Origin of the sequence: Longimicrobium sp. (assembly GCF_036399935.1) — a bacterium.
Taxonomy (GTDB): Bacteria; Gemmatimonadota; Gemmatimonadetes; order Longimicrobiales; family Longimicrobiaceae; genus Longimicrobium.
This window is the reverse complement of sequence record NZ_DASWMD010000016.1, coordinates 199,744-226,337: the sequence shown is the minus strand read 5'-3', so window position 1 is coordinate 226,337 and position 26,594 is coordinate 199,744. Positions and strand designations below refer to the sequence as shown.

The following is a 26,594-nucleotide window of genomic DNA, read 5'->3' as shown; positions in this document are numbered from 1 at the left end:
CGGGTGCAGGGTGGCCCAAATATACGCCGGCGGCCCCGGAGCGCCACCCTGCGCGGGTGATTCCCGACACGCCCGCGGGAGATTGCCCCACGCCCGCCAAGCCCAAAGCGTTCAACCACTTGCGCGCGCGCGCCCCGGCCCTGTACCGTGGTGCGCCGTCACCGCCCATCACCCGCGCGCCTCCGGATGTCCATCAACCCCAACGCCCACAAGGGCTTTGCCCGCGCCGCGCAGCTGGTGCTGGCGTATACCGTGGCCGTGGTGCTGTGGGGCGCGTACGTGCGCGCCACGGGGTCCGGCGCGGGGTGCGGGCGTCACTGGCCGCGCTGCAACGGGCAGACGATCCCGCGCAGCCCCTCGGCCGAAACGATCATCGAGTTCACCCACCGTGCCACCAGCGGCCTGGCGCTGCTGGCCGTCGTGGCGCTGCTCCTCTACGGCTTCCGCCGCCTGCCCAAGGGCGCACCCGCGCGCGCCGGTGCGGTCGCCTCGGTGGTGCTGATGCTCACCGAGGCGGCGGTGGGTGCCGGTCTGGTGCTGCTGGAGCTGGTGGGCGCCAACTCGTCGGGGTGGCGGGCGTTCATGATGGCGCTTCACCTGGTGAACACCTTCTTCCTCCTCGGGGCCATCACCCTCACCGCCTGGTGGGGCGCCGGGGCCCCGCGCGTCCGCCTCCGCGGCCAGGGCGCCGCGGCGGCGCTGATGCTTTCCGCCATCGTGCTGACGCTGATCGTCGGCGTGACGGGCGCCATCACCGCCCTGGGCGACACCCTGTTCCCCAAGACCTCCGTGGGGCTGAACCTGTCGCCCACGGCGCACTTCCTGGAGCGCCTGCGCGTGGTGCACCCCGCCATCGCCATCGCGACGGGAGTGTTCGTGGTCCTCTCGGGTGCGGCGGTGCGCAGGATGCGGCCGGACCCGTCCACCGTGCGGTTTTCGCGGATGCTGGCGTGGATGTTCGGACTGCAGATCGTCGCGGGGATGGTGAACGTGGTGCTGCTCGTTCCCGTGTGGATGCAGATCGTTCACCTGCTGCTGGCCGACGCGCTGTGGATCGCCCTGGTCCTTACCGCCGCATCGGCGCTCGCGGAGCGCAATCCGCACGGCCACGTGGAGGAGACCGCGCGATCCCGATTGCCGGAGCCGGCGGCGCTCTAAACGCTGAGGTCCACCCGGCTCGACAGGCTGCCGCTCATCCCGCGGGAGCCCCCTCCCCCCGGCCCCCTTCCCCCGCTGCGCAGGGGAGGGGGAGACCCGGATCCAGGCTCGGATGCGCCTGCAAGCTTGAGGTGCACCGTATAGAATCCAGGCGCGCGCACCCGACGCGCCCCCGCCCGGTGCTGTCATCCCGACGGAGCGGCCCCGGCCTACCTGCCCACACGCCGAACTTCGCAGCGACCGAGGGATCCGCCACACACCGTGCGATACGCACCGTGCTTGGCTAGTGGCGCGCTCGAATTCTCCCTCTCCCCTGCGAAGCGGGGGAGAGGGCCGGGGAGAGGGGGCTGCCGCGGCATGCAAGGCAGCTTGCCTCATCCGGTGCGAAGTTGCCCACCCCACCCCGGAATACCTCTTGCACCCCTCCCCCGCCCGATTCGGCGGTTGCTGACGAACGAGAGACGAGGAGTAGACCGTGGCCAACGTGGCGGCAACGCTTGCGCACGCGCTCGGCGGAGAGGTGAACGTCGGCAGAACGGAGCGCCTGGTTTCCACCCTCGGCGGGGGTGCGCTCGCGCTGGCCGGAGCCCGGCGCCGCGGCGTGCCCGGCGCGCTGCTCGCCACCCTTGGCGCGGCGCTTCTGCACCGGGGCGTCGCCGGGCACTGCCACCTGTATTCGGCGGTGGGCGTCGACACGTCGCGCGAGACGGTGGATCCGCCGGACGCGATGCCTGCGGCCGAGGACGGGGGCACCCGCGTCCAGGCGTCCGTCACCGTCAACCGCGCGCCCGACGAGTTGTACGCGTTCTGGAGGGATTTCACCAACGCGCCGAAGTTCATGCACCGCATCATCCGCGTCGACGTGCTCGAGGGCGGCCAGCGCTCCAAGTGGACCGCCGAGGGGCTGCGCGGCCGGACCATCGAATGGATGTCGGAGTTGACGGACGACCGGCCCGGCCGCTTCTCGTGGATGACGCTGCCCGGCTCGGACCTGCCGCATCGCGGGTTCGTGGAGTTCACGCCCGGCGCGCGCGCGGGCGAGACCATCGTCCACCACGCGCTGGATTTCGATCCGCCGGGCGGCATCGTGGGCCAGGCAATCGCCAGCGCCCTTCACGAACTGCCCGAGGTGATGCTGCGGGACGACCTGCGCCGCTTCAAGCAGCTGATGGAGACGGGGATGCTCCTGCGGACCGGACCCCGCTGACGGGCCGCGGGGCTCTAACCCGGCCGCGCAGGGGCCACTGAAGTCGCGGCAACCACTGCCCGAAGTCTGCCTTCGCGGACTGCGCCCCGCGAGTACCGCTCGCATCGCGCACCACCGTGCTCACCGCCCGTTCTGCTCCTTCCCTCGACGATCTCACACGCCGCTCATTGCCGCCTCGCACCGATGCGAGGCGGCGGTGTATGCGGGCGCATCCCGGGCAGGCCCGGCGATCGAGGGGAATCGAGGCACATCACCACGGAGTCGAGGCAGTCGATGGCCGAATATACGCTGGTGGCGGACAGGACGGGGGAACTGAGGCTGGACGCGGCAGCCAAGGAAGAGCGCTACGCCGAGGTGACGCAGCAGATCGAGGCGGTGCTGGAAGGGGAGCCGGACCTCGTCGCGGCGATGGTGACGGCGGTGTGCCTGCTTCACAATGCCCTGCCCTACTACTTCTGGACCGGCTTCTACCGCCGCGTCGGCCCCACGCGGCTGCTGGTGGGGCCATACCAGGGGACGATGGGGTGCCTGTCCATCGAGTTCGGACGTGGGGTGTGCGGCGCGGCGGCGGAGCGGCGCGAGACGGTGATCGTTCCGGACGTGCATGCCTTCCCGGGACACATCGCCTGCGACTCGGCGTCGGCGTCGGAGATCGTGCTGCCCGTCTTCGACGCCCGCGGAGAGCTGATCGCCGTATTCGACGTGGACAGCACCATCCCGGCGGCGTTCGACGAGGTCGACCAGCGGTGGCTGGAACGGATCCTGGGGATGCTGCGGGAGAAGGAGGCCCGGCCGATCGTGTGGGCCGGGTGATCCGAGCGCGGGTGGCGGACTGAGCCTGGGGCTGACGCGAGTGCTGAAGAGCGGCTGAACCCCCGCAATGTTGCGGCGGATTCAGCCGCTCACGCCCTGGGGTGGGCTGCCTTCGCTGGTCGCGGCGGCCTTGCCGCGGCGCCGCGCGCGGAAGAAGGCGCGCAGGACGTCGCCGGATTCGTCGGCCAGGACGCCCGTGGTGAGATGGACGCGGTGGTTCAGGAGGGGGTGCTGCACCAGGTTGGCGAGCGAGCCCGACATGCCGGCCTTGGGATCGTGCGCGGCGAAGACCAGCCGCGGGATGCGCGCCAGCACGATGGCCCCGGAGCACATGGCGCACGGCTCCAGCGTCACGTACAGCGTGCACTCCAGCAGCCGCCATTCGCCCAGCACCTGGGCGGCGCGGCGGATGGCCACCATCTCGGCGTGGGTGCTGGGGTCCTGAAGGGTGTGCGTGAGGTTGTGCCCCGTGGCGACCAGCTGCCCGCCGCGCACCACCACCGCGCCCACGGGCACCTCGCCCAGGGCCTCGGCCAGCGCCGCCTGCTCCAGCGCCAGCCGCATCCACTTTTCGTCCTCCTCGCGCCGCGCCTCTTCGCCCATCTTTTGGCATCCCGCACGGATAAAAACGAAAGGGGACCCCGGCGAAGCGCCGGGGTCCCCCGCCTGAAATGGCGCCAGCGCTCAGGGCGCGCCGGTGACGATGGCCTCGGTGTGGGCGCGGGTGAAGCGGCGGTACAGCCCCGTCACGCGGCCCAGGACAGTAAAGTCGTTGTGCTCGTGCACCAGGATGGGCGCGTAGCTGGTGTTGGCCGCCTCGAGCACCACCTGGCCCTTGTTGGCGAAGTAGCGCTTGACCGTGGCCTTGCCATCCACCCGCGCGGCGATGATCTCGCCGTTCTGGATGTCGGCCTCGTCCGTCGGCTCCACCAGCACCATGTCGCCCTCGACGATGCCCATGCCCGTCATGCTGTCACCCGTGACGGCCAGCAGGAAGGCGTCGGCGCTGCCGGCCAGCTTGCGGTCGAGCTCGAACTCCTCCACCACGTCCTCGCGAAGGAGGGTGGGAACGCCGGCGGCGATCTGCCCGTAGAGCGGCACGCTGGCTACGCCCGGCGACAGGTTCATCCCCAGGATCTTCACGCCGCGCGAACGGGAGGCGTCGCGCTCGATGAAGTTCTTGTCGGCCAGCGACTGGAGGTGCTCCGAGACCGTCTTGGTGCTCTTGATCCCGAAACGCTTGCCGATTTCGCGGATGCTCGGCTGATACGTGTTCTCCTTGAGGTAATCCACAAGGTAGTTCAGGATCCGGCGCTCGATTTTGGTCAGCGCTTCAGGCATGGCGGCCTCCGCGGGGATGAAACGTGGGTGGGTACTTCCCTCCAAGGGTCCGGACTCTTCATGAATCCGCCTATCACACTTCAGGTCAGAAAAAGCAAAACGGGATGGCGCGACGGTGCCGTGCGCCCACCCTCCGGCATCCCAAGTTGTTTCCGTGCCGCGCGATACGTTTCCGTGGCGCGGGCGGTGGGGAGCGCGGGATGTTTCCGCCTTACCTGGCCTTGGGGCGCAACTTAGGAGCAGAGTGTCCGGAAGTCAACAATCACGTGTCGCGAAGCCTCACGGGCCCTGCATGGCGGCCAGCTTCTCGCGCGCGCGGTCGATGCGCCGCAGCGCGCCCTCGCGTCCCAGCGTGTGCACCACGAAGTCGATGCCCGGGCTGGCGGCCTGCCCCACGAGAGCCACGCGCAGCGGCTGCGCCAGCTTTCCGAACCCCACCCCCGCCTTGTCGGCGGCGGCGCGCAGGGCGGCGTCGATGCCTTCGGGCGTCCACGGGTCCACCCCCGAGAGGCCCTCGCGCACGTCGGCCAGCCGCTGGTCCACGTCGGCGGCGTTCTTCCAGTGCTTGGCGACGGAGGCCTCGTCGTACTCCTCTACCTCGTCCACCAGGTAGGTGCGCGCGTGGCCGGCGATCTCGTGGATGGTGCGCCCCCGGATCTTCAACTCCTCGACCAGGCGGAGCAGCCACTCGCGCCGCGTGTCGACCTCCGCCTCCGCGATCAGTCCGTCGCGCACCAGCACGGGGGCCACCAGGGGAAGCAGCTCCTCGGCGGGGGTGAGGGCGATGTGCTGGCCGTTCATCCACTCCAGCTTGGCCGTGTCGAACACCGCGCTCTTCTTGTTGACGCGCTCCAGCGAGAACCGCTCGGCCAGTTCGTCCATCCCCATCACCTCCACGTCGCCGCCGGGGTTCCATCCCAGCAGCGCGAGGAAGTTGTTCATCGCCTGGGGAAGGATGCCCTGCTCGGCGTACTGGCCCACCGCGGTGGCGCCGTGGCGCTTGCTGAGCCGCTTGCCGTCCGGCCCCAGGATCATGGGCAGGTGGGCGAAGCGGGGGACGGCGGCGCCCATGGCCTGGTACAGCAGGATCTGCTTGGGCGTGTTGGCGATGTGGTCGTCGCCGCGGATCACGTGGGTGATGCGCATGTGGATGTCGTCCGACACCACGGCCAGGTTGTAGATGGGCGTGCCGTCGGTGCGCAGGACGATGAAGTCGTCGATGCTCTCGTTCCTGAAGCGCGTGTCGCCGTGCACCTCGTCGTCCCACGCCGTCTCGCCCTCGGGTACGCGAAAGCGCACGGCGAACGGCTCGCCCGCGGCGGCGCGCCGCTCGGACTCGTCGCGCGGGATGTGGTAGCACGCGCGGTCGTAGCGGTACTCCTCCTTCAATTGCTCGCGCTTGGCGTTCAATTCCTCGGGGGTGCAGAAGCAGCGGTAGGCGGCGTCCTGCTCCAGCAGCCGCGCTACGTCGCCTTTGTGCCGATCCAGCCCGTCGGCCTGGTGGAACGGGCCCTCGTCCCAGGTAAGGCCCAGCCAGGTCATGCCGTCGAGGATGGCCTGCGTCATTTCGCCGCTGCTGCGCTCGCGGTCGGTGTCCTCGATGCGCAGCACGAACACGCCTCCCGTGCGGCGGGCGAGCAGCCAGTTGAAGAGCGCCGTGCGGGCGCCGCCCACGTGCAGGTAGCCGGTGGGGCTGGGGGCGAAGCGGACGCGGATCTGGTCGGACATGATGTGATTTCGGGTAACTACGGCAACGACGGCAACTGCGGCCGAGACGGTCACGACGGTACGGGCCACGACCGCGGCTGCGTTCGGGACTTGTCGATTCGGTGGGAATGTAGGGAGGCGGGCGGCGCGGGACTAGACGCGGGGGCCCCTCCCCCGGCCCCTCCCCGCACAAACTGCGTGCGGAGAGGGGGGAACTTCGGGTGTGGGAGGGGCGGGGTGCGCTTCGACCTATCCCTGCGCATTCCCCTGGCAGCCCTCTCTCCCCGGCCCTCTGCCCCGGAAGCGGGGGAAAGGGAGAATCCGATCGCGCTTCGGCCGGCTTGGCGCACTCGACTACGCGTGCAGTCCGCGAAGGCGGACTTCGTGACGTTCCAGACGCGGTTTCAACCGCCGGGACGGCCCTGGCTGGACGCTCCCCCCTTGCCCGCACCGACATCTGAAGTGTACCCCCTCTCCCACGCTGTTTGTGGGAGAGGGTGGCACGCGTGTCAGCGCGGCCGGGTGAGGGCCACTACTTCACGATCACGTCCACCGAGCCCGAGGTCACCGGGTGGTAGCCCGGGCGCGCGATGGCGTAGATGCGGCGGGCGTGGCCCCTGCCCCACTCGCCTTGCTCCATCAGCGCCGCGAAGAGCGGGCGGACGAACTTGCGGCGGCCCTGGCTGGTCAGGAACTGCTCCAGCGCCGGGAGCGCCGGCTCGTACCGGTTGCGCACCGCGATGGTCAGCCATCCGAACAGGATCTCGCTGTTCCCCTGCCGCGACAGCCCGAACGCGCGGTCCAGGTCCGCCAGCTGCGCCCGCGTCAGCCGCTGCGGCAGCGATCCCAGGAAGTGCTGCCACTCCTGCGTGCTCCACCCGCTCGTCTGCAGCCGCGCCGCCGCCGTCCCCTGCCCAAAGGCGCGCGCCTGCGCTTCCACGCGGGCGAAAGCGCCCGACTGCGGCTGCACCGCGTTGGCCGGCACGCCGGGCTGGTACGCCCACTGCTCCAGCCCGATCCGCCGCTCCAGCTCCGCGTCGCCGCGGATGAGGTTGGCGCGCAGGTCGGCCAGGAACGTCTCCGTGGTCATCGGCTGAAAGGCGTGGCGGTCGAAGTACGAGCGCAGGTACGCGTCCCAGCGCTCGCGGCCGACGACCTGCTCGATGGTCCGCAGGAACGCGGCGCCCTTTTCGTACGCGATGTCCGTCATCCCGGCGTCGGGGTCGCGGCCGGCCAGGTCGATGTGGAGCCGCGTGTCGGCGCCGGTGGGGCCGCCCGCGTCCACCACCGCCGACTGCAGGCCGCGCCAGCCCAGGCTCGCCAGCATGGCGGCGCGCTCCGGGCCGTACAGCGCCTCCATGATGCGGTTTTCGAAGTAGGTGGTGAACCCCTCGTTCAGCCAGAAGCCAGCCCAGGTGGCGTTCGTCACCAGGTTGCCCGACCACGAGTGCGCCAGCTCGTGCGCGATCAGCGACACCAGCGAGCGGTCGCCCGCCAGGATGGTGGGCGTGGCGAAGGTCAGGCGCGGGTTTTCCATCCCGCCGAAGGGGAACGACGGCGGCAGCACCAGCACGTCGTAGCGGCCCCAGCGGTACGGCCCGTACAGCGACTCCGCCGCATCGACGAACTTCTCCAGCTCCGCCAGCTCGTTGGCGCTACGCTCCAGCATGCCAGGCTCGGTGTAGACGCCCGTGCGCGGGCCCAGCGGACGGAACGCCAGGTCGCCCACGGCCAGGGCGATCAGGTACGGCGGAACGGCTTCGCCCATCCGGAAGCGGAAGGCGCGGCCGCCGGACACCGGCTCGCCCTCGGGCGTCAGCATCTCGGCGCTCATCACCGCCTTCAGCTCGGCGGGGACGGTGATGCGGGCGCTGTACGTCTGGCGGATCCCCGGGCTGTCCTGCGTGGGAATCCACGTGCGCGTGAGGATGGCCTGGCCCTGCGAGAACAGGTACGGATGGCGCTTGCCGGCCGTCTGCTCCGGCGTCAGCCACTGCAGCGCGCTGGCCGTGGGGCTGGTCTGGTAGCGGATGACCAGCACGTGGTCGCCCCCGCCCGGCAGCTGTACCGTCAGCGGCTGGCCCAGGATGCTGTCCGCCGCGCCCAGAGCCCAGCGGAGGGGCTGGCCGGCGCGGTCCGTCACCGAGTGGATGGCGAGCCCCCTGGTGTCGAGCACCACGTCGTCCGCCCCGGCCGCCGCGTCCACGTCGAGCGTGGCGGTGCCTGACAGCGTTTTCGCGGCGAAGTCGGCGCGCAGGTCCAGCACCACGTGCCGCACCCGCGCCTCGTTGGGCTGCGCGAACGAGTGGATGTCGCGCACCAGCGGCTGCAGGGCCATGGGCGGCACCTCGGGCGACGGCTGGGGCGGCACGTCGTTGGGGCCGCACAAGGGCTGGGGCGTGGAGCGCGTTCCCCCGGGAACGCACGCGCCGGCCAGCAGCGCGGCGGCGGCCAGCGGAAGAAAGGTTCGAACGGTCATTCGGGTCTGTTGCTCGGGTGCTCGATGCGATATATCCGGCCGGGCGAAGATGCATGACTTCGGCCTCGCGCGACAGAACCCGGCGGACGGCCCGGTGTTCCGCACGATGCCCGCCGCGTCCAAACGACCGCGCGGTGGCGAAACCAGCAATGAACAGGGTATGCAGATCGATGTGATCGGAGTGCCGCTGGACTACGGCGCCGGGCGGCGCGGCGTGGACATGGGGCCGGCGGCGGTGCGGCACGCGGGGCTCTTCGACCGGCTTCGCAAGCTGGGGCACGACGTGAACGACCGCGGCAACGTCTTCGTTCCCCTGCGCGAGAACGTGAAGGTGGCGGAGCCCACGCTGCGCTTCGTGGACGCCATCCTTCCCGTGCTGGCATCCCTTTCGGACGCGGTGGAGCAGAGCGTTAAGTCGGGCGGGTTTCCCGTCGTCGTGGGCGGGGACCACTCGGTGGCGCTGGGCTCCATCGGCGGGCACGCCCGCGTCCGCAAGGTGGGCGTGGTGTGGGTGGATACGCACGGCGACTGGAACACGCCCGAAACCACGCCATCCGGCAACATCCACGGGATGCCGATGGCGGCGCTCTGCGGCTACGGCGATCCGCGGCTGACCGGGCTGGGGTCGGGCGACCCGGCCGTGCGCAGCATCGACCCGCGGAACGTGGCGTTCGTGGGCACGCGCGACCTGGACGCCGGTGAGCGCGCGCTGATGCGCGAGGCGGGGGTGACGGTGTTCTCGATGGAGTCCATCGACCGCTACGGAATCGCCGCGGTCATGGAGGCGGCGCTGGCGGTGGCGACGGAGGGGACGGAAGGCATCCACGTCAGCTTCGACATGGACGTGCTGGACCCGCAGTTCGCGCCCGGCGTGGGCACGCCGGTTCCCGGCGGGCTGACGGTGCGCGAGGCGCACCTGGCCATGGAGATGCTGGGCAGCAGCGGCAAGGTGCGGGGGCTGGACGTGGTGGAGGTGAACCCCATCCTGGACCAGCGGAACCTGACGGCGGAGTTGGCCGTAGACCTGGCGCTTTCGTGCCTGGGACTGCGCGTATGGCCAGACGCCCCGGCCGTTCTTCCGGCCAGGGCGCGCGTGGGATGATCTCGGGGGGCGGGCCGCGGCTCAGGCCCGGCGCGCCCGCCGCTTGCGTCCCGCGAAGGCGATGGACACCAGCACGCACACGGTGAGCACCGCCAGCACCCCGCTGTCGTCGTCACCGCCCGGCGTGGCCACCATGCGCGCCGCGGCGGCGGCCGGCTTCGACCGCGTGGGCGGGATGCGCGTGGAAGCGGGCTCCTCCTCCAGGCTCGCCCGACGAGGCCTGGGGGCGCTGGCGAACTGGGCCGGGGCGCTGGTTCCGCCGACCCGCGCCAGGTAGGCCGAGTAGGCGCCCGGGAACACCGCGATGTGGTAGTGCGGCGGGTTGCGCTCGCGCGTCACGTCGAGCACGCTGCGGCTTTCCAGCGCCAGCAGGGTGCCTTCCAGCCAGGCGCGGCAGTCGGCGTCGCGGCTGATCCGCAGGTCTACCGCCATCCCCGCCGGGTGCACCGACAGCTTGTGCGCGTTGCTGGGCTGGTTGCCCACGGGCCGCGTGAGGCTGGTGACCACCAGGCGCTCGTTGCAGGCCTCGCGGTACTGCGCGCTCAGCCGCTCGATGAAGGTGACCACCTCGGGCCGGGCGTACGGGTGCGACACGTTGGCCAGGCGAAAGTCGTCCGTCGGCTTCACGCGCTGCAGGTACCCCGCCTCGGCAAGGCGCTTGACCTCGGCCGCGTCGCGCAGGAACGAGTAGTCGCTGGCCTTGGCCACCTCGTGCTGGCGCACCATGGACGAGGGCGAGCCGCGCAGCGTGGGCTCCACCGCGTGGGCCGGGGCGGCGGCGAGCGTGCCGGCCACCGCGGCCGCGGAAAGAACGCGCATGATCTTCATTCGGGCTCCTTTCCTTCGGGTCCGGGAAGTCGACGTGCACCGTATGTGGTTGTGACGATGTAATTTAACACAATCCGGAGGCGCGCGGCACCCCTGCCTGTTCCGGCGACGGGAAGCGCCCGGCCGGCGAGGCCGTCCGGGCGCTTTCGATCAGGCAGAGGGTGAAATCAGGCGCTCTGCTGCACACTCCGCGTATCCAGATCCTCGGCGGTCGCCCCGTCCGGCTGCGGAGCCGGCGAGCACGGCTCGGGAAGGCGGTCGAAGCTGGTTCCGCAGGGCGGGCAGCCTTCCTTGCAGCGCCACGCCATCTCCTTGAGCTTCTCACACGGCGGCGGCTCATCGTTGGAGCAGATGACGCGCTCGCTGCAATCGCACTGGCTGGCCGCGGGGGCCACCGGGCGGCAGAGCTCGAAGTTGCCGCCGCAGATGCTGGCCAGCTGCCGCAGCACCAGGCAGCCCACCACCTGGCCCAGCTTGAGCCCGGCCTCGTGGTCGCTGCGCCAGTGGATGCCGGCCCACATGCGCGCCACGCCGATGTTGTCGGCCATGTTGCGCAGCTCCTCGCCGATGGTGCTGGTGGACAGCCCCAGCGTCAGGGCGTTGGGCGTGCGATCGTTGCCGAAGAAGTACGCCAGCACCGTGCTGGCCGCGCCCGCGTAGGTGCTGTGCCCCGACGGGTACGCCGGGTGGCGCGGCGTGCCGGGGCTGAAGCCCGGGTTGCGGGAGCACGGCCGCGCGTCGGGACAGGTGATGTACATGGGGTTCAGCTCGTCGGGCCGGTCGTACAGCACGTCCAGTCCGCCGTACTCGATGGGACGGGGCCGGCGCGAGGTGAACTGGCGGGGGCTCAGCCACTTGTAATACCACGCCGCCTGCAGGGCGCTGGCGATGGCCACGTCCAGCGCCGCCCACACCAGCGCCTGCCGCGGCGGCGACCAGGCGCCGCGCGTGGTGATCAGGTAGTTGAGCGTGTGGCGGTAGTGCAGCCCCGGGGTTTCGTTCTCCAGCGCACGGGCAAGCCCGCGCCCGGTGCGGATCACCCGCTGCCCCGGCAGGCGGTTGGCCTGCACCGCGCCGATGGGCGGGGGCATCAGGTCGAAGAGCCGGCTGATGGGGGCGCGGCAGCCGAACGCCTTCGGCAGGTCGTACCGGGGCTCGCACGGCCACTCCGTGAGCACCGGGCAGCCGTCGCCGGGTGCTTCCAGCGAGCAGGGATCGTCACGGCGCTTGGCCAGGTCCAGCAGCTCCTCGAATTCCTTCTTGATCTCGTGCTGCCCCTCGTCGGTGCAGTAGTCGGGGTATGGGGGAAAGTACCCTGAGTGCTTGGGGTCGTCGGTGATGGTGGTGAGCTCCTCGATGGAAACCAGCCGCAGCTGCGGGCAGTGGTTCCAGAAGCTCGCCTCGGGCTCCACCTGCGGTCCCGTCAGCGCGTACTCCGGCACATCACATGGGTATCGCTCTTCCACACACGACATGGGTCCCTCCTGGATGAAGTAGCCGCAGCGGCAGGAGGCCCTGCCGCTGTAATCACGTTATACGACGCTACGTGATACAGGAAGGCGAATTCTGTGGCTATTCCGATCGTCGGCGGAGTTCGCGGGCGCGCACTTCGGCCCTGTTCGACGAAGGGTGCGGCGGCATGTTGAAGATCGGCCGCGGGAGCGCTATTCTGTCGCGAGCTTTTGCCTTGTGGATCCGCCGTCCGACGCGGTTTCGCGCCCGCATGCGGGTTTCTCTGGATCAACCGAGCTTCACGTGACCGACATCAGCAGCGAGAGCGGCGCAGACGGGCGTTCGCCGGCGGAGGCGTTCGCCGCGCGCGAAGGGCTGGACTTCATCCGTTCCATCGTGGCGGACGACATCCGCGCGGGGAAGTACCAGGCCATCGTCACGCGCTTTCCGCCGGAGCCCAACGGCTACCTGCACATCGGCCACGCCAAGTCCATCGTCCTGAACTACGGGATCGCGCGGGAGACGGGCGGGCGCTTCAACCTGCGCTTCGACGACACCAATCCGGAGACCGAGGACGTCAGCTACGTCGAGTCCATCGTCGACACCGTGCGCTGGCTGGGCGCGGACTTCCGCGACGAGGTGCTTCACGCGGCGGACTACTTCGATCAGATGTACCGGTTCGCCGAGTTCCTGGTGACGCGCGGGCTGGCGTACGTGGACAGCTCGTCGGACGAGGAGATCCGCGAGGCGCGCGGCACCGTCACCGAGCCGGGGCGGCCGACGGCGTTCCGCGAACGTTCCGTGGAGGAGAACCTCGATCTCTTCCGGCGGATGAAGGCGGGCGAGTTTCCCGACGGCTCCCACGTGCTGCGGGCGAAGATCGACCTGTCGTCGCCCAACATGCTGCTGCGCGACCCGCTGCTGTACCGCATCCGCCACGCGCATCACTACCGCACGGGCCACCGGTGGTGCATCTACCCGCTGTACGACTACGCGCACCCCATCGAAGACGCCATCGAGGGGATCACGCACTCGCTCTGCACCCTGGAGTTCGAGAACAACCGCGCCATCTACGACTGGACGGTGGACCACTGGCAGGACTTCGTGCGATCCGAGGGCGGCACGCCGGCCCGGCCGCACCAGTACGAGTTCGCGCGCGGCAACATCGACTACACGGTGATGAGCAAGCGCAAGCTGCTGGAGCTGGTGAAGGGCGGCTTCGTGAGCGGCTGGGACGATCCGCGCATGCCCACGCTGGCCGGCATTCGCCGCCGCGGCGCCACGGCCGAGGCGGTGCGCGCCTTCTGGGAGCGGATGGGCGTCACCAAGGCCAGCACGCGCGCGGAGGTCGGCAAGCTGGAGTGGGCCATCCGCGAAGACCTGAACACGAAGGCGCCGCGCGTCCTATGCGTGCTGCGGCCGCTGAAGGTGACCATCACCAACTATCCCGAGGGGCAGACGGAGGAACTGGACGCGCCGCTCTGGCCGCACGACGTGCCCAACGAGGGCTCGCGTCCCCTGCCCCTCTCGGGCACGCTGTTCATCGAGCACGACGACTTCGCCGAGAACCCGCCGAAGGGCTTCCATCGCCTGCAGCCCGGCGGCGAGGTGCGGCTGCGGTACGCGTACGTCATCCGCTGCGACGAGGTGGTCAAGGACGAGGCGGGGGAGATCGTGGAGCTGCGCTGCTCGTACGATCCGGCCACGCGCGGCGGCAACACCCCGGACGGGCGGCAGGTGAAGGGCACCATCCACTGGGTGAGCGCGGAGCACGGGGTCCCCGCCGAGGTGCGGCTGTACGACCGCCTGTTCAGCGTGCCGGATCCGGATGCGGGCGAGGGCGACTTCAAGGACCACCTGAACCCCGAGTCGCTCGTCGTGATCCCCGGTGCGATCGTCGAGCCCAGCATCCGCGACGCGGAGCCGGGGAGCCGCTTCCAGTTCGAGCGGCTGGGATACTTCTGCGCGGACGTGGTGGATTCCAAGCCGGGCGCGCTCGTCTTCAACCGCACCGTCACCCTGCGCGACACCTGGGCGGCCAAGTCCACGCAGTCGGCGCCGGCGCCGAAGGCGGAGAAGAAGCCGAAGAAGAGCGCCGCGTCGGATGGTGAGAAGCGCGCCAAGGCGCCCGCCGCCGAGGTGCAGCGGACGCCGGAGATGGAGGAGCGCCGCGTGCGCTACGCCGACGAGCTAGCCCTCTCCGCCACCGAGGCCGACATCCTGACCCGCGACGTCGGCATAGCGAACCTCTTCGAGTCGACCGTCGACCTGGGCGCGCGGCCGAAGAGCGTGGCGAGCTGGATCGTGAACGTGGTGCTGCTGGAAACCAAGGAGCGCGGCATCAACGAGATCGCGTTCACCCCGGCGGAGTTCCACCGCCTGATCGAGCTGGTGGACGACGGGATGATTTCCAGCGGCGGCGGCAAGGCGGTGCTCGCGGAAATGGTGCGCGGCGGCGGCGCCCCCGACGACATCGTGGAGCGCCGCGGGCTGCGCCAGGTGAGCGACCCCGGCGCCATCGGCCCCATCGTGGACGAGGTGATCGACGCGAACGCAAAGAAGGCCGACGAGTACCGCCAGGGCAAGACGGGGCTCCTGGGCTTCTTCGTAGGCCAGGTGATGCGCCAGAGCGGCGGCAGCGCCAATCCGGAGCTTGTCAGCAGGCTGGTGAAGGAGCGGCTGGAGGCCGACGCGCCTTGAAGGTGAGCAAAATCGACCGGCGGTCCCGTTGCGGATCGCCGGTCGTGTTTGTTGTGCAACCTACTTTTCCCGAGATGCCGAGCTACCGCTTCCCTCCTCTGAAAGCCGGACGGGAACGTGACGAGACGACGGAGCCTACTGCAGGTGCGGTCACGCAGCATCTTCCTCTTCCGATCTCTAGTTCGCCAACGCCGCCTCACTGAGGAGCGCCGCCTCGTTCGCTACTACGTCAGCAGGTTCGGCAAGCACAGTTACCTGAGCGCGCCGACTCTCGGCGACTATGATCGGGTCCAAAGCCGGACCTGCCCATTCGGCTCGACCACCGCTTCAACCGTTTGCGACATCGTTCGTCCCTGATTGCGGATCCACGGTCTCTGTGATTTAGACTTAATCCCCGCGAAGAAACGAGCAGAAGTCAGCACGCTCTCTACGCGCTACGATCGGTTCACCCACGACTTCGGGCACCTGATGCCGATGTCATCACAAAGCGCCGCGGCCTGACCCAGGTGAGCGAGCCGACGCCCAGCAGGGGCTGACGGGTGAGACGGTGGGCGGGAATGAAACGTCCCGCTAATTCAGTGGGAGAGATCCATGAGATGGGATATATAGTTTCGAGGTCGCGGGTGTACGGCTTTTGTGGGTAGCTCAACAATCCTGACGCTCTTCTTAGCCCGGTTTCCACGACTTCCTTGTTCACTCCCTGTGGTGCTACTAACATAGATGTGTCGTGACCATCGCACTTACCCTGAGAAAGTTAGGCTTCTATATGGTTGCCGAAAAAAAGACGGTTCGTCGGCCCCGGAAACTGACGCAAGTTAAAGACTTTTTGAAGGATACATACATTCTCGACTCCGAGCTTGATTCGGGTGGAACAGGAATCGTCTATCGCGGACATAAGGCTAGTGATGCAACCATTTCTGTCGCAGTGAAGTTCTACGTCATTTCCGCCCAAGCTTCATTTCTGAACGAGACAACCTTCCGAGCGCTGATCTTGCCGGAGGACGAGGGGGTGTTCGACACCGAGTTTCATTTTCTCAAACAAACTCGACACCCCGGAGTCCAAGAACTCATCTCCTACGGCATTTTGGACGACGCTCGCCTCTACTTCGGTCACCGGCCGGGCATACTGCTGCCCGACAACGGGAAAGTAAGATTTCTGATTAGCCGTTTCATTGACGGACCACGGCTGAGGGACTGGGTTATCAGAACTGTTGGACGCTTAGACACAAAGGATATAGCCAACCGTATATCCGATCGAGAGGCTAGACAGGCCATATGCAGGGTCATCCACGACGTGGCTGAAACCCTCCACTACATCCACCAAGAGCGGCGCTATCAGCACTCTGATTTGCGCGCGGACAACATCATTGTACATAGCGCATCGGAGCGGCCGGTTGTGATAGATTTCGGGTACGCGCACTGCTTTGACCCGGCACTCGCCGATACCGCGACCCAGATCCGCTACATGCCTGAGAACATGCCAGAGGCTCTAGTCAAGGACATTCGGGAACTTGTCCGGACAACTGGGAGCAACGTCGTGAATCGCGATGAGCTTCGACGCTTGGTGTTCCCGGGCTTGGATCTGCACAATCTCGGGAAGCTTTTGGAGGATCTTATTCAGATACCGGGAGTAAGCCGAATTCTTTCATCGTTCGATCGAGATTTCCTGCATCTGATCACACGACGCCTGCGGGATTGGAGGACGGCAAAGGAATCCAATGCCGGTGAGGTCGCTGGGCAACTCAAGAAGATGCTTCTTAGCCTGCGGTCGCCCGGACATGCCACTTCACCGGGGGTCGACAAACATATAGCTCTACCGACTGGTGGACTTGATCTTACGCCCACTGTGGAGAAGTTGCTCAATACGCGTGCGATGCGGAGGCTGCAACTCCTCAATCAGTTATCGTTCGTCAACATGATTTATCCTGGTGCGAGCCAGACCCGCTTCGAGCATTCTCTCGGGGTTTACGTCACTGCGACACGCCTCGTCGACTCGCTGGCGAGATCGCCCCGATTTCGGATTCTCTTCGATGAGGCGGGGGTTACAAAACTTCTTCTAGTATGTCTTCTGCACGACGTTAACCACTTCCCGTTTCTTCATTACTTCCAAGAATTGAATGATCCTGCCCTAAAGCAAATCGACTTCTTGAACTTGTTTTGCGCCGGTGAGGCGACGGGGGACTCGCCATCCGTATATGAGTTGGTCGCCGGAGAAGGAATGGATCCAACATACCTCAGAGCGATCCTTTTCGGAGATGAGGAAGCACTAACGGATCCACAGATGCAAGTCATACGATCAATAATCGATGGAGGCGTCGACGTTGATAAAATGACATATGTTAGGGATGACGCCCGCCACACTGGGGTCCCCTTCGGACAAGGCGTGGACTATGACGCCTTGTTCGAACATGCGGACATAGCACGCATTCGAAGTTCCGATCCAGAGGGGCGGCGACCCGATGAGGAAGCCACAACAGCACCGATCCGGTATCACTTGTGCTTCGGTCCAGGTGCGAGGTCCGCAGTCGAGTCGTTGCTGATGGCTCGCTTCTGGAACTTTCGGCAGATATACTGGCACCACAGTAACCGTGCTATCAGTTCCATGATCTTACATGTGATCAGTCGGGTGTTTGGCGACGGGTCTGCCAGTTACGAGACATTTATTCGAGAAACGATCGGACGCTCGGAAACCGGCGCGCTCGAGTTGCTGAATGCGATGCATAGAGAGAAATTTCGGAAGCCAGCAATCACGGCAGACTTGGGCAGTCGACGCAATCGCATGTATCGGCGAATCATCAGTATCAATGCCGCATGGGAGCGGGGGGAAGGCGCGCCTTCCGGCGAAAGCACGCGGCTCTTCAATGAACTCTCACGTATATCTGTTCAACATAGGGAGACCTTTCTAAGCAATCTTCGCGATAGACTGGAAGATTTGTTCAAAGAGGAACTCGGCGAGAGAAAGTTAGATGCGGACGACCTCCTTCTCGACGTGCCTGGACGCTCTCTAGATGAGCAGATAGGTCAAACGCATGTTGTCAAACTTACACCGGACGGCCGCCCGGAGTACTTCATCAATTCGCCGTTCATTTTACAATTACGCGAGCAATTCGCGGCGCTGTCTCGGACAATTCGAATCTTTGTTGCTCCAGACGTGCGCGACTTGATAGGCGAGAAACGTCTGGAGCAACGAACCGCTGAACTGCGACGCGCAGTTCAGGACGCATTAGCCGAGTCGCACCGCGTCCCCAACGCACCCAACGCTCACAACGTACCCAACATGGTGAAGTAGGAGAGTACATGGACAAAAACTATCGTACCCTCGACGAAATACTCGCCTCTTCTCGAGCAGTTCGTGAGGGATTAGCGGATCTCCGGCGGACATCCGTATGCGTCGTAATGTTCGTCGACCTCGTGGGCTCTACGGCTTACAAGGAGCAAAATCCGGCAGAGGAGGTGTGGTTAGCACGCCTCGCCGCCTTCCTGACGGCTGTGACGGAAATCGTCTCGGCACACGGGCGGGTCGTGAAGTACATCGGCGACGAAGTGATGGCAGTATTCGAGGCCAGCGATGCTGTCCTGCACGCCGAGCATGCAGCAGAGCTAATCGTCTCCTTCTGCTTGCGGTCAGGCGATATGAATTTTCAGGTGAAGATCGGACTAGATCTGGGGAAAGCCTCATTCCTGACGTTCCCAGATCTCGGGCAGAACGGATCGGCCATGATTGGTGACCCCCAAGGCACCGTGGTGGACCGCTGCGCCCGCATTGTTGGCCAAGCACTACCCAATACAATACTAACCTCGCAGAGCTTCGTCGATGCGTCCGGGAGCCGGAGCCGGTGGAGACTAGCAGGCACGCTGAAGCCCAAGGGATTTTCGCAGAAACTCCGGATCTTCCAGTTGAGGTTCGCAGAATCAGAAGGATCATCCGTCGTCCTTAGAGAAGAGCTATCGTCAGTCGAATGTCAGAAGGAGCTCGCGGAGACGCGGAGGATGCTCGAAGAACTAAAAGCAATGCGCTAACTCATCGTAACCTTAGGGTTCGATCTCGCTCGCCAAGGCCAACAATTCGGCCGCGCGTTGCCGCGCAAGTCTGGCCACCCCCGCCTTCCAATCTCTCGGTGGAACGCGGTACGAGGATGCTGACGAATCAAGGCGGGCCTGCCGCAAAAGCCCATGTGACACCCCGAGGCCCCGCGCCAAGTCCGCCAGCGTTACCGATGCGATTAATCGGTCCGTGACTTCGCGAAAATCGTCACTCATTCTGTTTACATCTAGGTTGACAAACAAGACTACGTGTACTACATTGTAAACAGCAGGGCGGAAAAGCAAGGCTGGCCGCTCTCCCACCAAGAAGAATCGGCCAGCCTCAATCGCGAACCGACCCGAAGGCCGCCCGCTCGCCAACGATAGCCCTGCTGCGCGGCCGGGGTCAAGAGGATTGGAGGCCGAGATGAACTCTCAGCAGCAGACCGAGGGCACCACCACGCCGGAGCAGACCGGCTACAGGATCGGGCGGTACAAGGGACATCGGTACTGGGCCGTGGTCGATCCCGCCGGGGCGCTGGTGTGCCTGACGGTGTACAAGCGCGGCGCGGAAGAGGTAGTGCGGCGGCTTGCCCTTTGAAACTGAATAACGAGGAACGGAAGCCGCGCCTGCTGCGGCTCCGTTCCTCCACACCTTGCTTACGCACGTTTCTCTGTGAGAAGGACTGCGATGCGAAGGGGGTAAGCACGGCGGGCGTTGATCCCACTCGAGCCCCGCACGTTGTTTGCGGGCGACGTAAATATAATTCTGGAGCTACGCGCCTGGCGAATCAAAGCGATGGCGATTCTGGATCAGCCCGAGCCGGATTGAGAATACAATGAAAGCGAAATCGTTGAACCGGGTCGCGGCCACGCTGGTGACCGTCGGCGGCGTATTGGTCGGCTTGGCAAGCGCACAATCCCAGCTCGAAAGAGCGCTGGATCTACCACCTTTTGTGTACACAACCGGTGCTGTGTTAGGGATGATCGCCGTGTGTCTAGGGGGCGCGTTGGTGGCCACTGCACGGGTGCGAGTGCCTCGACGCCCGATCTACATCTGCGTACCCGCCCGACCTAAAGATCTTCCCGTCCTGCGGAATTTTGCTCAAACGATCATTGACGCTGAGCTTTTATCGGTGCACGCATTGCGGGCGTGGCAGAAGCGACGGCCCGATTGCCACCAGTTAGTCTTCAAAGTTACGGCAGGAATGTTTCGCACGACGCGTGAACTAGTTGGCTTCTTTACTGTGGTACCCGTCACAATGAAAGCCAAACAAGAATTAGAAAAGAATGAACTGCGCGGGTTTCGTATCGAACCGAAGCACATTGTTGGTCCCAGAGAAGCACCTGCCGCTCTGTATGTCAGCGCAATCGGAGCGAAAGGTTGGAGGGCTCGTGAGAACACGCTCATGGCCCTAAAAGGCTTCTTAGCTGCTTTGGCTTCGCACGTGGAGTGCATATACACGCGGCCTGTTACAGAAGAAGGTCTGCGTTTGGCCAGACAACATGGATTCAAACCCGTAACTCGGGATCAGAAGCCCCATGAGACGGTGTTCGTGAGACTGGTCCCTCGAGTATGAAGCGCGTCCCCGGGGAGGGCGCCATGCACTCTTCCGAGCGGCACTATACTTCAACTGCGAAGCGAAGAGTTCGGAACCCCATCACGCGGTTCCGCATGACTGCTGGGGTGAGCTTGTTCCCCTTTATAAGCTCCCTGAATTCCCGAAGAGAAATCCCATAGTAGGCAACAACGGTCTCCCCCCGCAAACGGGCGAGTTCGGCAGCCACCGCACCCCAGCACTCATTCTGCATCCCGACACCGAGTGGCGTCCGACGGAATGTGATCTGAAGTGCCAGTTGCAGCAGGTGAATTCGTTGTACCACAGAGCGCGCCTTGACCATGGTGCCTCCTCGGCAGGGAGCCGCGATTGCTCGTACCTGATCGCGAGTTCGACCATCACATGATTGTGATCGCAAGAAGCGCGCGCGTGACTCTCATGTCGCCGGAGGTGACCCCCAGGTGAACGAGAGCATGTGCCGGTATCTGTTCATTGGTAAGAAATGCGAAGTAAGTTACCTGCTCACGGCGTCGTCTCGATGCGCCACCTCTGGCAATCCGCGCCGGTGTAGGTGCGGACGATGGCGTCGGCGCCGCTGCCGGTGGAGCAGCTGGCGACGTCCAGCGACTTGCCGCTGTGCTTGGCGGTGATGCGGTAGTAGTCGCCGCCCACGTCCACCACGTCCCACTTCTGGCAGTCGGTGGCTGCCCACGGCCAGGTGATCACGTTCGCGCCCTCCGCCGTGGAGCAGCCGCCTACGTCCAGCGCCTTGCCGCTGTGCGCCGTGGTGATCTTGTAGAAGCCGTCGGTCTGCCGCTCGAAGTTCCACTGCTGGCAGGTGCCGCCCCAGTAAGGCCAGGTGATGGCATCGGCCCCGTCGGCCGTGGAGCACCCGGCCACGTCCAGCGCCTGCCCGCTGTGCCGGGCCAGCAGCTTGTAGCGTCCATTGGGGACGACGACGGCCGTCTGCCGGATGGTCCACTGCTGGCAGAGCAGGCCCGTGTACGTCCAGACGATCACGTCGGCGCCGTTCGCGGTGCTGCACCCCGCCACGTCCAGCGCCTTGCCGCTGTGCTTGGCGACCAGCTTGAAGGCGTCGGGGCCCGTCTTCACCACCTGCCAGCGCTGGCAGTCGGCGCCGCTCCAGGGCCACTGGATCACGTCGGCGCCGTCGGCCGTGGAGCAGCCGCCCACGTCCAGCGCCTTGCCGCTGTGCGCGGCCGTGATCTTGTAGTGCCCGTCCGTCTGCCGCGCGAAGTCCCACTGCTGGCACCCCGCGCCCGAGTACGGCCAGCTGATGACGTCGGCGCCGTCGGCCGCGGAGCAGCCGCCCACGTCGAGCGCGTTGCCGTTGTGCCGCGCGAACAGCTTGTAGCGGCCGTTGGGCACGGCGCCGGTCATCGTCACGCGCTGGATGGTGCTGCCGCTGTACGTAAGCCTGTCGATGGCCGTGGCGCGGCGCTTGGCGTTGAACTCGGTGCCGTCCTCGTAGCGGTGGTAGACGATGTACCAGTCGTCTCCGCCGCGGTTCAGGATGGCGTGGTGGCCGGGGCCGGTGTAGTTGAAGTCCTTGGACAGGATCTGCGCGCCGTACGTCCACGGGCCGGTGGGCGACGAGCTGGTGGCGTAGCGGACGTTGTAGTCCACCGTGTTCCAGCCGCCGTTGCTGTAGCTGAGGTAGTAGATGCCGTTGCGCTTGTGCACGAACGGCCCCTCGGTGAAGTACGAGGGCTTCTGCACGATCCGCGAGCCGCTGAGCGAGGTCATGTCGGCGTTCAGGCGGTGGACGGCCATGTTGCCCCTCCCCGCCGACCCGCCGTAGTACAGGTACGCCTGCCCGTCGCCGTCGATGAACACCATGGGGTCGATGGCCTCCAGCGGCACCGCGGCGTCGCTGTGCACCAGCGGCTTGCCGATGTCGGTGAACGGCCCCCGTGGCGAGGTGCCCACGGCCACGCCGATCTTGCTGTCCGGATGCGGCCCGTTGGCGCTGTAGTAGAAGTAGTAGTTGCCGTTGCGGAAGGCGATGGCGGGCGCCCAGCCGTTGCGGTCCGTCCAGCTCACGCCGGGGCCCAGGTCCAGCACCATGCCCTCGTCCACCCAGTTCACCAGGTCGGTGGACGACCAAGCGTGGAACCGCTGCCCGCCTTCGGAGGTGGGATAGATCCAGTACTTGCCCTCGAACTGCGCCACGTGCGGATCGGGCGCATCCGGACGGATGATGGGATTGCGGTAGCTGATGGCCACCGACTGCGACGGCCCGGCGCCCGGCTCGATCAGCCGTGGCGCCGGGCCGCTCACCTCCTCACACCCCGCGTGGATGGCGCTCAGTCCAAGGGCGACGTACAGCGCGCGGACCCGCCTACCGAAACGTTGCGGCATGGCTCCTCCCGGGGTGTGATACAGCGCATTTCGTGTCGTCACGGGAGTATACGGCGGGGCATCGCGAACGGCAAACGAGGTGGAAGAGCGACTCGCAGGCAGGCGAACCCGCCGCTCGGGAAGCGGTAAGCCCCGGCCCAGCGGCTGCGCCGCCGTCCGGGGCTTCAACTACACGATCAACGGTGACTTACCAGATCCGGTTCACGCCGTACGGGTCCAACGCGGCGTCCAAGCTGACGACGGGTATGCCTTCGGAAAGGGCCTGCGCAGCGATCACGCGGTCGAACGGATCACGATGATGGAACGGGAGGCGGTCGACCTCCGCGAGGTGAGTGAGCGTGATCGGCAGAATTTCGATCTGCTGTCGGTCCAGCTGTTCAGGAATGAACTCCGCGAAGGGGCGTTCGAGCGTGAGTTTGCCCAGACTGTGCTTGATCGCGATCTCCCACAGGCTCGCAACGCTGATGAGGATCTCGTTCTCGCGATCATCGAGCAGTTTCCGTGCGGCTCGGCTGAGGCGCTGGTCGCCGCTGATGAACCAGACGAAGGCATGGGTGTCGAGCAATGCACAAGTCGGCATCGGACGAATCACATGTAGTCACTGAAGTCGTCGAGCGGCGCGTCGAAATCATCGGCCATGTGGATCAGACCCTTGGCGCTGCCGAACTCGCGTTGACCTTTTGCACGCGTGATCGGGATGACCTTGGCTATCGGCTCCCCGCCGTTCGTGAGGATCACGTCTTCCCCTCCGCCCGCTTGGCGAATGAACTCCAACAGGCGCGACTCGCTACCGATGTCGAAAGCACGCTCACCCATGTTCCGCTCCGCTTTGAGACCAGGCGAGGACCCCGAATCCACACCAAAACCACTGAACATCCCGGCTATGCCGAAAATCCCGCACATCTCGGATGTTCCGGACATCCGGGATATCCCGGACATCCCGAATATAAGGTAAACGCATCTGCCTGTTCGCACCAACGCCGCTTCACCGTGCAATCGCAATCACAATGGTTCGGAGCCGAATTTGCCTGCTCCGTCGACCCTCAGTTGCCCCGAGGATACTCACGCCCACTCGTGAACGTGTGCCAGATGCGATCGATCTGCTTGCCGCTGTACCTTTTCGCCCTGGCTGCCTGCCAGAAGAGCGATCCCCCGCCCGCCGCGTCGGACGCCGCTCCGGCGACTGCGCCCGCCGCTGCGCCTCCTGCTTCATCGGGCGCCGTTGCCTCGCTCCCACGGTGGCAGCCGGGTGACGGCGGCGAGGTGCAGGAAGCGCTCGTGGCGGGAACCCTGGTGGTGGAGAACGGCTGCCTGGTGGTTCGCACGGGCACGGACGAGCGGTACGCGGTGCTCTGGCCACCGCACGTGGACCTTGCCCTGGAACCACGCGGCAGGGCCGTCCGCGACCGGCAGACCGGGGTCATGGTGAAGGTGGACGGGCCGGTCCGTCTGAGCGGTGGCGAAGCCCCGGGCTCGACTCCTGACGCCGGGCACCTGCGGAATGACCTGCCGCCGGGCTGCCCGGACAAGCTCTGGCTGGCCGGGGGGATCCAGAAGCCCTGAGGCAGGCGAAATCGTTGGCGCAACAGCAACGTGGCCGGCGATCTGGTGAGATCGCCGGCCACATTGTCATCGCCACGACGCGCAGCTACACGACTCGTGACGATGGATTCCGCAGCCAGCCTGCCGTCGCGATCAGCAGCACGCCGACGATGGCGGTGACGATCGTGATGAACACGGGGGAGCCAGCGACGATCGGCTGGGCCAGGAAGCCGTCGCGCAGCAGCCCGTTGAAGAGCACGAACAGCAGCGTTCCGGTCAACACCATCGGCAGCAGGAGGATCGCCGCGAACGTGGCGGCGCGCCAGCGGATTCCGCGCGTCGCCCTCCATCCAGCCACGATTCCCGCCCCGCAGATGAGCGTGACAAGTGCCATCGTCATCCAGTAGACCGTAGGGCTGATCGTCTGCCCGCCGGAAAGCGTGCGCGCGACGACCAGCTCATCGCCGCCACGCATTCCCACCGTGATGATCCGGGCCAGCGGGTTCGCGGCGAAGATCAGCGCCAGCCCCATCCACCTGGCGTTCCAATCCGCCCGGCGCGTGAGCACGATGCCGATGGCGATCACCAGGTAGCTGAACAGCGGGCCGGCCGCGGTGGGGGCGGACGTCGTGCAGCCGGCGGACAGGTTCCACTCGTTGAAGTCGCGCGTGGCCCACTCTCCGCACATCAGACGGCCCGTAACCGTGTGCGCCAGCTCGTGCGCCTCGTGCACCGCCAGGATCAGGATGCAGAACGCGGCCAGCCAGCGCAGGCCCATCCGCGTGGCCGTCGTGTCCCTCGGCACTGTGGCGGCGGCGCTCATCGGGCCCCCGCGAGCGCGCACTGCAGCGCGGCGGCCTGCGCGGGAACGTGGTCGCGGCCCACGACGGCGAACACGCGGTCACCGCGCGCGGCGGCGGTGGCCAGGACGGTGTACATGTGACGGTTGCGGAACTCGCTGGAGGCGCGGTTCACGTCGTTGGTGAAGATGCCACCCGTCTCCGTGAACGTCTTCAGCGGATCGAACCACTGCGTCGGCGCCTGCCACCATGCCGCCGGCTCCGTCCAGTAGCGCCGGTAGGCCGCGTCGAGGTCGTCGATCGTCCACGCCTCCCCGACCTGCTCGCCGAACATGGCGTTCGCCTGCTGCAGCAGCCGCGCGACGCCAGTCTTCAGCTCCGTCTCCCCGAAGCCCTGCCGCTCGCGAAGGCGCGCCGTCTCCCGAAGGAGGTAGAAGAGCTTTACCTGGTCCTGCGGAAAGCGCTCCAGCATCGCCGCCACCTCGGCCTGGGGCGAGGGCTCCAGGCGCTCCACGCGCGCACCCGCCTGCTGTGCGAGAAAGCGGACGTACCCGGACTCGCCGTACTGGCGGATGGTCTCGTCACCCGTCCGGGCGACGGGGCGTGCGGGACCCTCGTAGAACGCCACCGTGGGCCGGCGCTGCTCCCACAGCTGGCGAATCGCGGCGAACTGCGGGTTCTCGGGATCGCGCGAATGCGACGCGCCGAAATAGCTGAGGTGGCCGCTCGCGGACGCAATCTCCAACGGCGGAAGGCCATCCGCCGCCGGGGCGCGGTCGGCGTACGGGACAAGCCGATCCGCGCAGGCGGCGATGGGATCGGCGGCCGCCTGGCCAACGGCGGGAACGGCTGCACCAAAAGCGGCGCACGAGGCCGCGACAAGAATACGCATCGTAGTTGTCAGGTAAGGAGGATGAGCATTACCCGCGGCCGCGCATCGGCGGCACGCAGCGACTACGATGGTGTGAGCGGCAGGTTTCAGAGTGGATGTTGGGACCGGGCCCGAGCGGGGCGCGGCGCCGGGCACGATGCCCGGGCCGCCGCCCCGCGGGCGATCAGCCCTGGACGTGCGCGGGATCCATCCAGACCACTTCCCAGATGTGTCCGTCCGGGTCCTGGAAGCTCCAGCCGTACATGAATCCGTGGTCCTGCGGATGGTTCGCGGGCGAGCCGCCGGACGCCAGCGCCGTGTGGACCATCGCGTCCACGGCTTCCCTGCTTTCGGCGGAGAGCGCGACGAGCACCTCCGTCTGCGTGGTGGAATCCACGATCTGCTTCTTCGTGAAATCCTGAAAGCGGCCGTGCACCAGCAGCATGACGAACGCCTTGTCGCTGATGATCATGCAGGTGGCGGACTCGTCGGTGAACTGCGGGTTGAAGGTGAAGCCGAGCTTCGTGAAGAACTCCACGGAGCGTTCGAGGTCGCGTACGGCCAGGTTCACGAAGATCATGCGGGAGTCGGGCATGGCGATTCCGTTCCAAGAAGGCGGATGTGACCGGG

At 66.5% G+C, this 26,594-nt stretch carries 23 protein-coding genes; 10 read left to right on the top strand and 13 right to left on the bottom strand.

The annotated features are described in order from the left end of the window. The first annotated feature begins 186 nt into the window (after nucleotides 1–186). From VGB24_RS05580 to VGB24_RS05570, 3 genes are all read left to right on the top strand, one after another. On the top strand, nucleotides 187–1,158 hold the full coding sequence (locus VGB24_RS05580; protein WP_331071975.1) for a COX15/CtaA family protein: 972 nt from the start codon (nucleotides 187–189) through the stop codon (nucleotides 1,156–1,158). 475 nt (nucleotides 1,159–1,633) lie between these two features. Further along, entirely contained in the window at nucleotides 1,634–2,365 is a 732-nt protein-coding gene (locus tag VGB24_RS05575) for an SRPBCC family protein (RefSeq protein WP_331071974.1), read from the top strand. A gap of 273 nt (nucleotides 2,366–2,638) precedes the next feature. Beyond that, on the top strand, nucleotides 2,639–3,178 hold the full coding sequence (locus VGB24_RS05570; RefSeq protein WP_331071973.1) for a GAF domain-containing protein: 540 nt from the start codon (nucleotides 2,639–2,641) through the stop codon (nucleotides 3,176–3,178). An 81-nt stretch (nucleotides 3,179–3,259) separates the two neighbouring features. Here the strand turns inward: VGB24_RS05570 and tadA are convergent, their stop codons facing one another. The 4 genes from tadA to VGB24_RS05550 form a co-directional block, all read right to left on the bottom strand. After that, on the bottom strand, nucleotides 3,260–3,781 hold the full coding sequence (tadA, locus tag VGB24_RS05565; protein ID WP_331071972.1) for a tRNA adenosine(34) deaminase TadA: 522 nt from the start codon (nucleotides 3,779–3,781) through the stop codon (nucleotides 3,260–3,262). 81 nt (nucleotides 3,782–3,862) lie between these two features. Further along, nucleotides 3,863–4,519, bottom strand: a complete 657-nt coding sequence (gene lexA, locus VGB24_RS05560; protein ID WP_331071971.1) for a transcriptional repressor LexA — start codon at nucleotides 4,517–4,519, stop codon at nucleotides 3,863–3,865. Between the two features lie 279 nt (nucleotides 4,520–4,798). Further along, nucleotides 4,799–6,247, bottom strand: a complete 1,449-nt coding sequence (gene gltX / locus VGB24_RS05555; protein ID WP_331071970.1) for a glutamate--tRNA ligase — start codon at nucleotides 6,245–6,247, stop codon at nucleotides 4,799–4,801. 511 nt (nucleotides 6,248–6,758) lie between these two features. Further along, the gene (locus VGB24_RS05550) at nucleotides 6,759–8,705 is read right to left on the bottom strand and encodes a M1 family metallopeptidase (RefSeq protein ID WP_331071969.1); all 1,947 of its coding nucleotides are present in this window, start codon (nucleotides 8,703–8,705) and stop codon (nucleotides 6,759–6,761) included. A 160-nt stretch (nucleotides 8,706–8,865) separates the two neighbouring features. Here VGB24_RS05550 and rocF point away from each other — a divergent pair, with 160 nt between their 5' ends. Further along, on the top strand, nucleotides 8,866–9,807 hold the full coding sequence (rocF, locus tag VGB24_RS05545) for an arginase (RefSeq protein ID WP_331071968.1): 942 nt from the start codon (nucleotides 8,866–8,868) through the stop codon (nucleotides 9,805–9,807). Nucleotides 9,808–9,828: 21 nt separating this feature from the next. Here the strand turns inward: rocF and VGB24_RS05540 are convergent, their stop codons facing one another. Together VGB24_RS05540 and VGB24_RS05535 are read right to left on the bottom strand one after the other, a co-directional pair. Further along, nucleotides 9,829–10,635 carry a DUF5715 family protein gene (locus VGB24_RS05540; RefSeq protein ID WP_331071967.1) on the bottom strand — a complete coding sequence of 269 codons (807 nt, stop codon included), beginning with the start codon at nucleotides 10,633–10,635 and terminating at the stop codon, nucleotides 9,829–9,831. Nucleotides 10,636–10,802: 167 nt separating this feature from the next. Beyond that, nucleotides 10,803–12,110, bottom strand: a complete 1,308-nt coding sequence (locus VGB24_RS05535) for a vanadium-dependent haloperoxidase (RefSeq protein ID WP_331071966.1) — start codon at nucleotides 12,108–12,110, stop codon at nucleotides 10,803–10,805. A gap of 280 nt (nucleotides 12,111–12,390) precedes the next feature. On the opposite strand from VGB24_RS05535, the gene VGB24_RS05530 reads away from it, so the two are divergent. The 5 genes from VGB24_RS05530 to VGB24_RS05510 all read left to right on the top strand — a co-directional run bounded on the left by VGB24_RS05530 (nucleotide 12,391) and on the right by VGB24_RS05510 (nucleotide 20,390). Next, nucleotides 12,391–14,787, top strand: coding sequence for a glutamine--tRNA ligase/YqeY domain fusion protein (locus VGB24_RS05530; RefSeq protein WP_331071965.1), 2,397 nt, complete (start codon nucleotides 12,391–12,393; stop codon nucleotides 14,785–14,787). Nucleotides 14,788–15,514: 727 nt separating this feature from the next. Continuing rightward, complete coding sequence (locus VGB24_RS05525; RefSeq protein WP_331071964.1) at nucleotides 15,515–18,076, top strand: HD domain-containing protein; 2,562 nt, start codon at nucleotides 15,515–15,517, stop codon at nucleotides 18,074–18,076. 8 nt (nucleotides 18,077–18,084) lie between these two features. Continuing rightward, nucleotides 18,085–18,807 (top strand): adenylate/guanylate cyclase domain-containing protein, encoded by a 723-nt coding sequence (locus VGB24_RS05520; RefSeq protein WP_331071963.1) that lies wholly within the window; start codon nucleotides 18,085–18,087, stop codon nucleotides 18,805–18,807. Between the two features lie 430 nt (nucleotides 18,808–19,237). After that, nucleotides 19,238–19,411: a hypothetical protein gene (locus VGB24_RS05515; RefSeq protein ID WP_331071962.1), complete on the top strand. Its 174-nt coding sequence runs from the start codon at nucleotides 19,238–19,240 to the stop codon at nucleotides 19,409–19,411. A gap of 238 nt (nucleotides 19,412–19,649) precedes the next feature. Next, a complete protein-coding gene (locus VGB24_RS05510; protein WP_331071961.1) occupies nucleotides 19,650–20,390 on the top strand; it encodes a hypothetical protein in 741 nt (246 codons plus the stop codon). 43 nt (nucleotides 20,391–20,433) lie between these two features. On the opposite strand, the gene VGB24_RS05505 is transcribed toward VGB24_RS05510, so the two are convergent. The 4 genes from VGB24_RS05505 to VGB24_RS05490 form a co-directional block, all read right to left on the bottom strand. Continuing rightward, nucleotides 20,434–20,712, bottom strand: coding sequence for a hypothetical protein (locus tag VGB24_RS05505; RefSeq protein WP_331071960.1), 279 nt, complete (start codon nucleotides 20,710–20,712; stop codon nucleotides 20,434–20,436). A 179-nt stretch (nucleotides 20,713–20,891) separates the two neighbouring features. Further along, complete coding sequence (locus VGB24_RS05500; RefSeq protein ID WP_331071959.1) at nucleotides 20,892–22,751, bottom strand: RICIN domain-containing protein; 1,860 nt, start codon at nucleotides 22,749–22,751, stop codon at nucleotides 20,892–20,894. A 187-nt stretch (nucleotides 22,752–22,938) separates the two neighbouring features. Then, complete coding sequence (locus tag VGB24_RS05495; RefSeq protein ID WP_331071958.1) at nucleotides 22,939–23,343, bottom strand: type II toxin-antitoxin system VapC family toxin; 405 nt, start codon at nucleotides 23,341–23,343, stop codon at nucleotides 22,939–22,941. After that, a complete protein-coding gene (locus VGB24_RS05490; protein WP_331071957.1) occupies nucleotides 23,340–23,672 on the bottom strand; it encodes a type II toxin-antitoxin system Phd/YefM family antitoxin in 333 nt (110 codons plus the stop codon). The genes VGB24_RS05495 and VGB24_RS05490 overlap by 4 nt, the downstream gene beginning before the upstream one ends. A gap of 168 nt (nucleotides 23,673–23,840) precedes the next feature. On the opposite strand from VGB24_RS05490, the gene VGB24_RS05485 reads away from it, so the two are divergent. After that, complete coding sequence (locus tag VGB24_RS05485; protein WP_331071956.1) at nucleotides 23,841–24,314, top strand: hypothetical protein; 474 nt, start codon at nucleotides 23,841–23,843, stop codon at nucleotides 24,312–24,314. 85 nt (nucleotides 24,315–24,399) lie between these two features. Here the strand turns inward: VGB24_RS05485 and VGB24_RS05480 are convergent, their stop codons facing one another. The 3 genes from VGB24_RS05480 to VGB24_RS05470 all read right to left on the bottom strand — a co-directional run bounded on the left by VGB24_RS05480 (nucleotide 24,400) and on the right by VGB24_RS05470 (nucleotide 26,559). Further along, a complete protein-coding gene (locus VGB24_RS05480; protein WP_331071955.1) occupies nucleotides 24,400–25,116 on the bottom strand; it encodes a hypothetical protein in 717 nt (238 codons plus the stop codon). Then, the gene (locus VGB24_RS05475) at nucleotides 25,113–25,985 is read right to left on the bottom strand and encodes a hypothetical protein (protein WP_331071954.1); all 873 of its coding nucleotides are present in this window, start codon (nucleotides 25,983–25,985) and stop codon (nucleotides 25,113–25,115) included. Before VGB24_RS05475 ends, VGB24_RS05480 begins: the two co-directional genes overlap by 4 nt. A 163-nt stretch (nucleotides 25,986–26,148) precedes the next feature. After that, nucleotides 26,149–26,559 (bottom strand): VOC family protein, encoded by a 411-nt coding sequence (locus VGB24_RS05470; protein WP_331071953.1) that lies wholly within the window; start codon nucleotides 26,557–26,559, stop codon nucleotides 26,149–26,151. Nucleotides 26,560–26,594 lie beyond the last annotated feature (35 nt).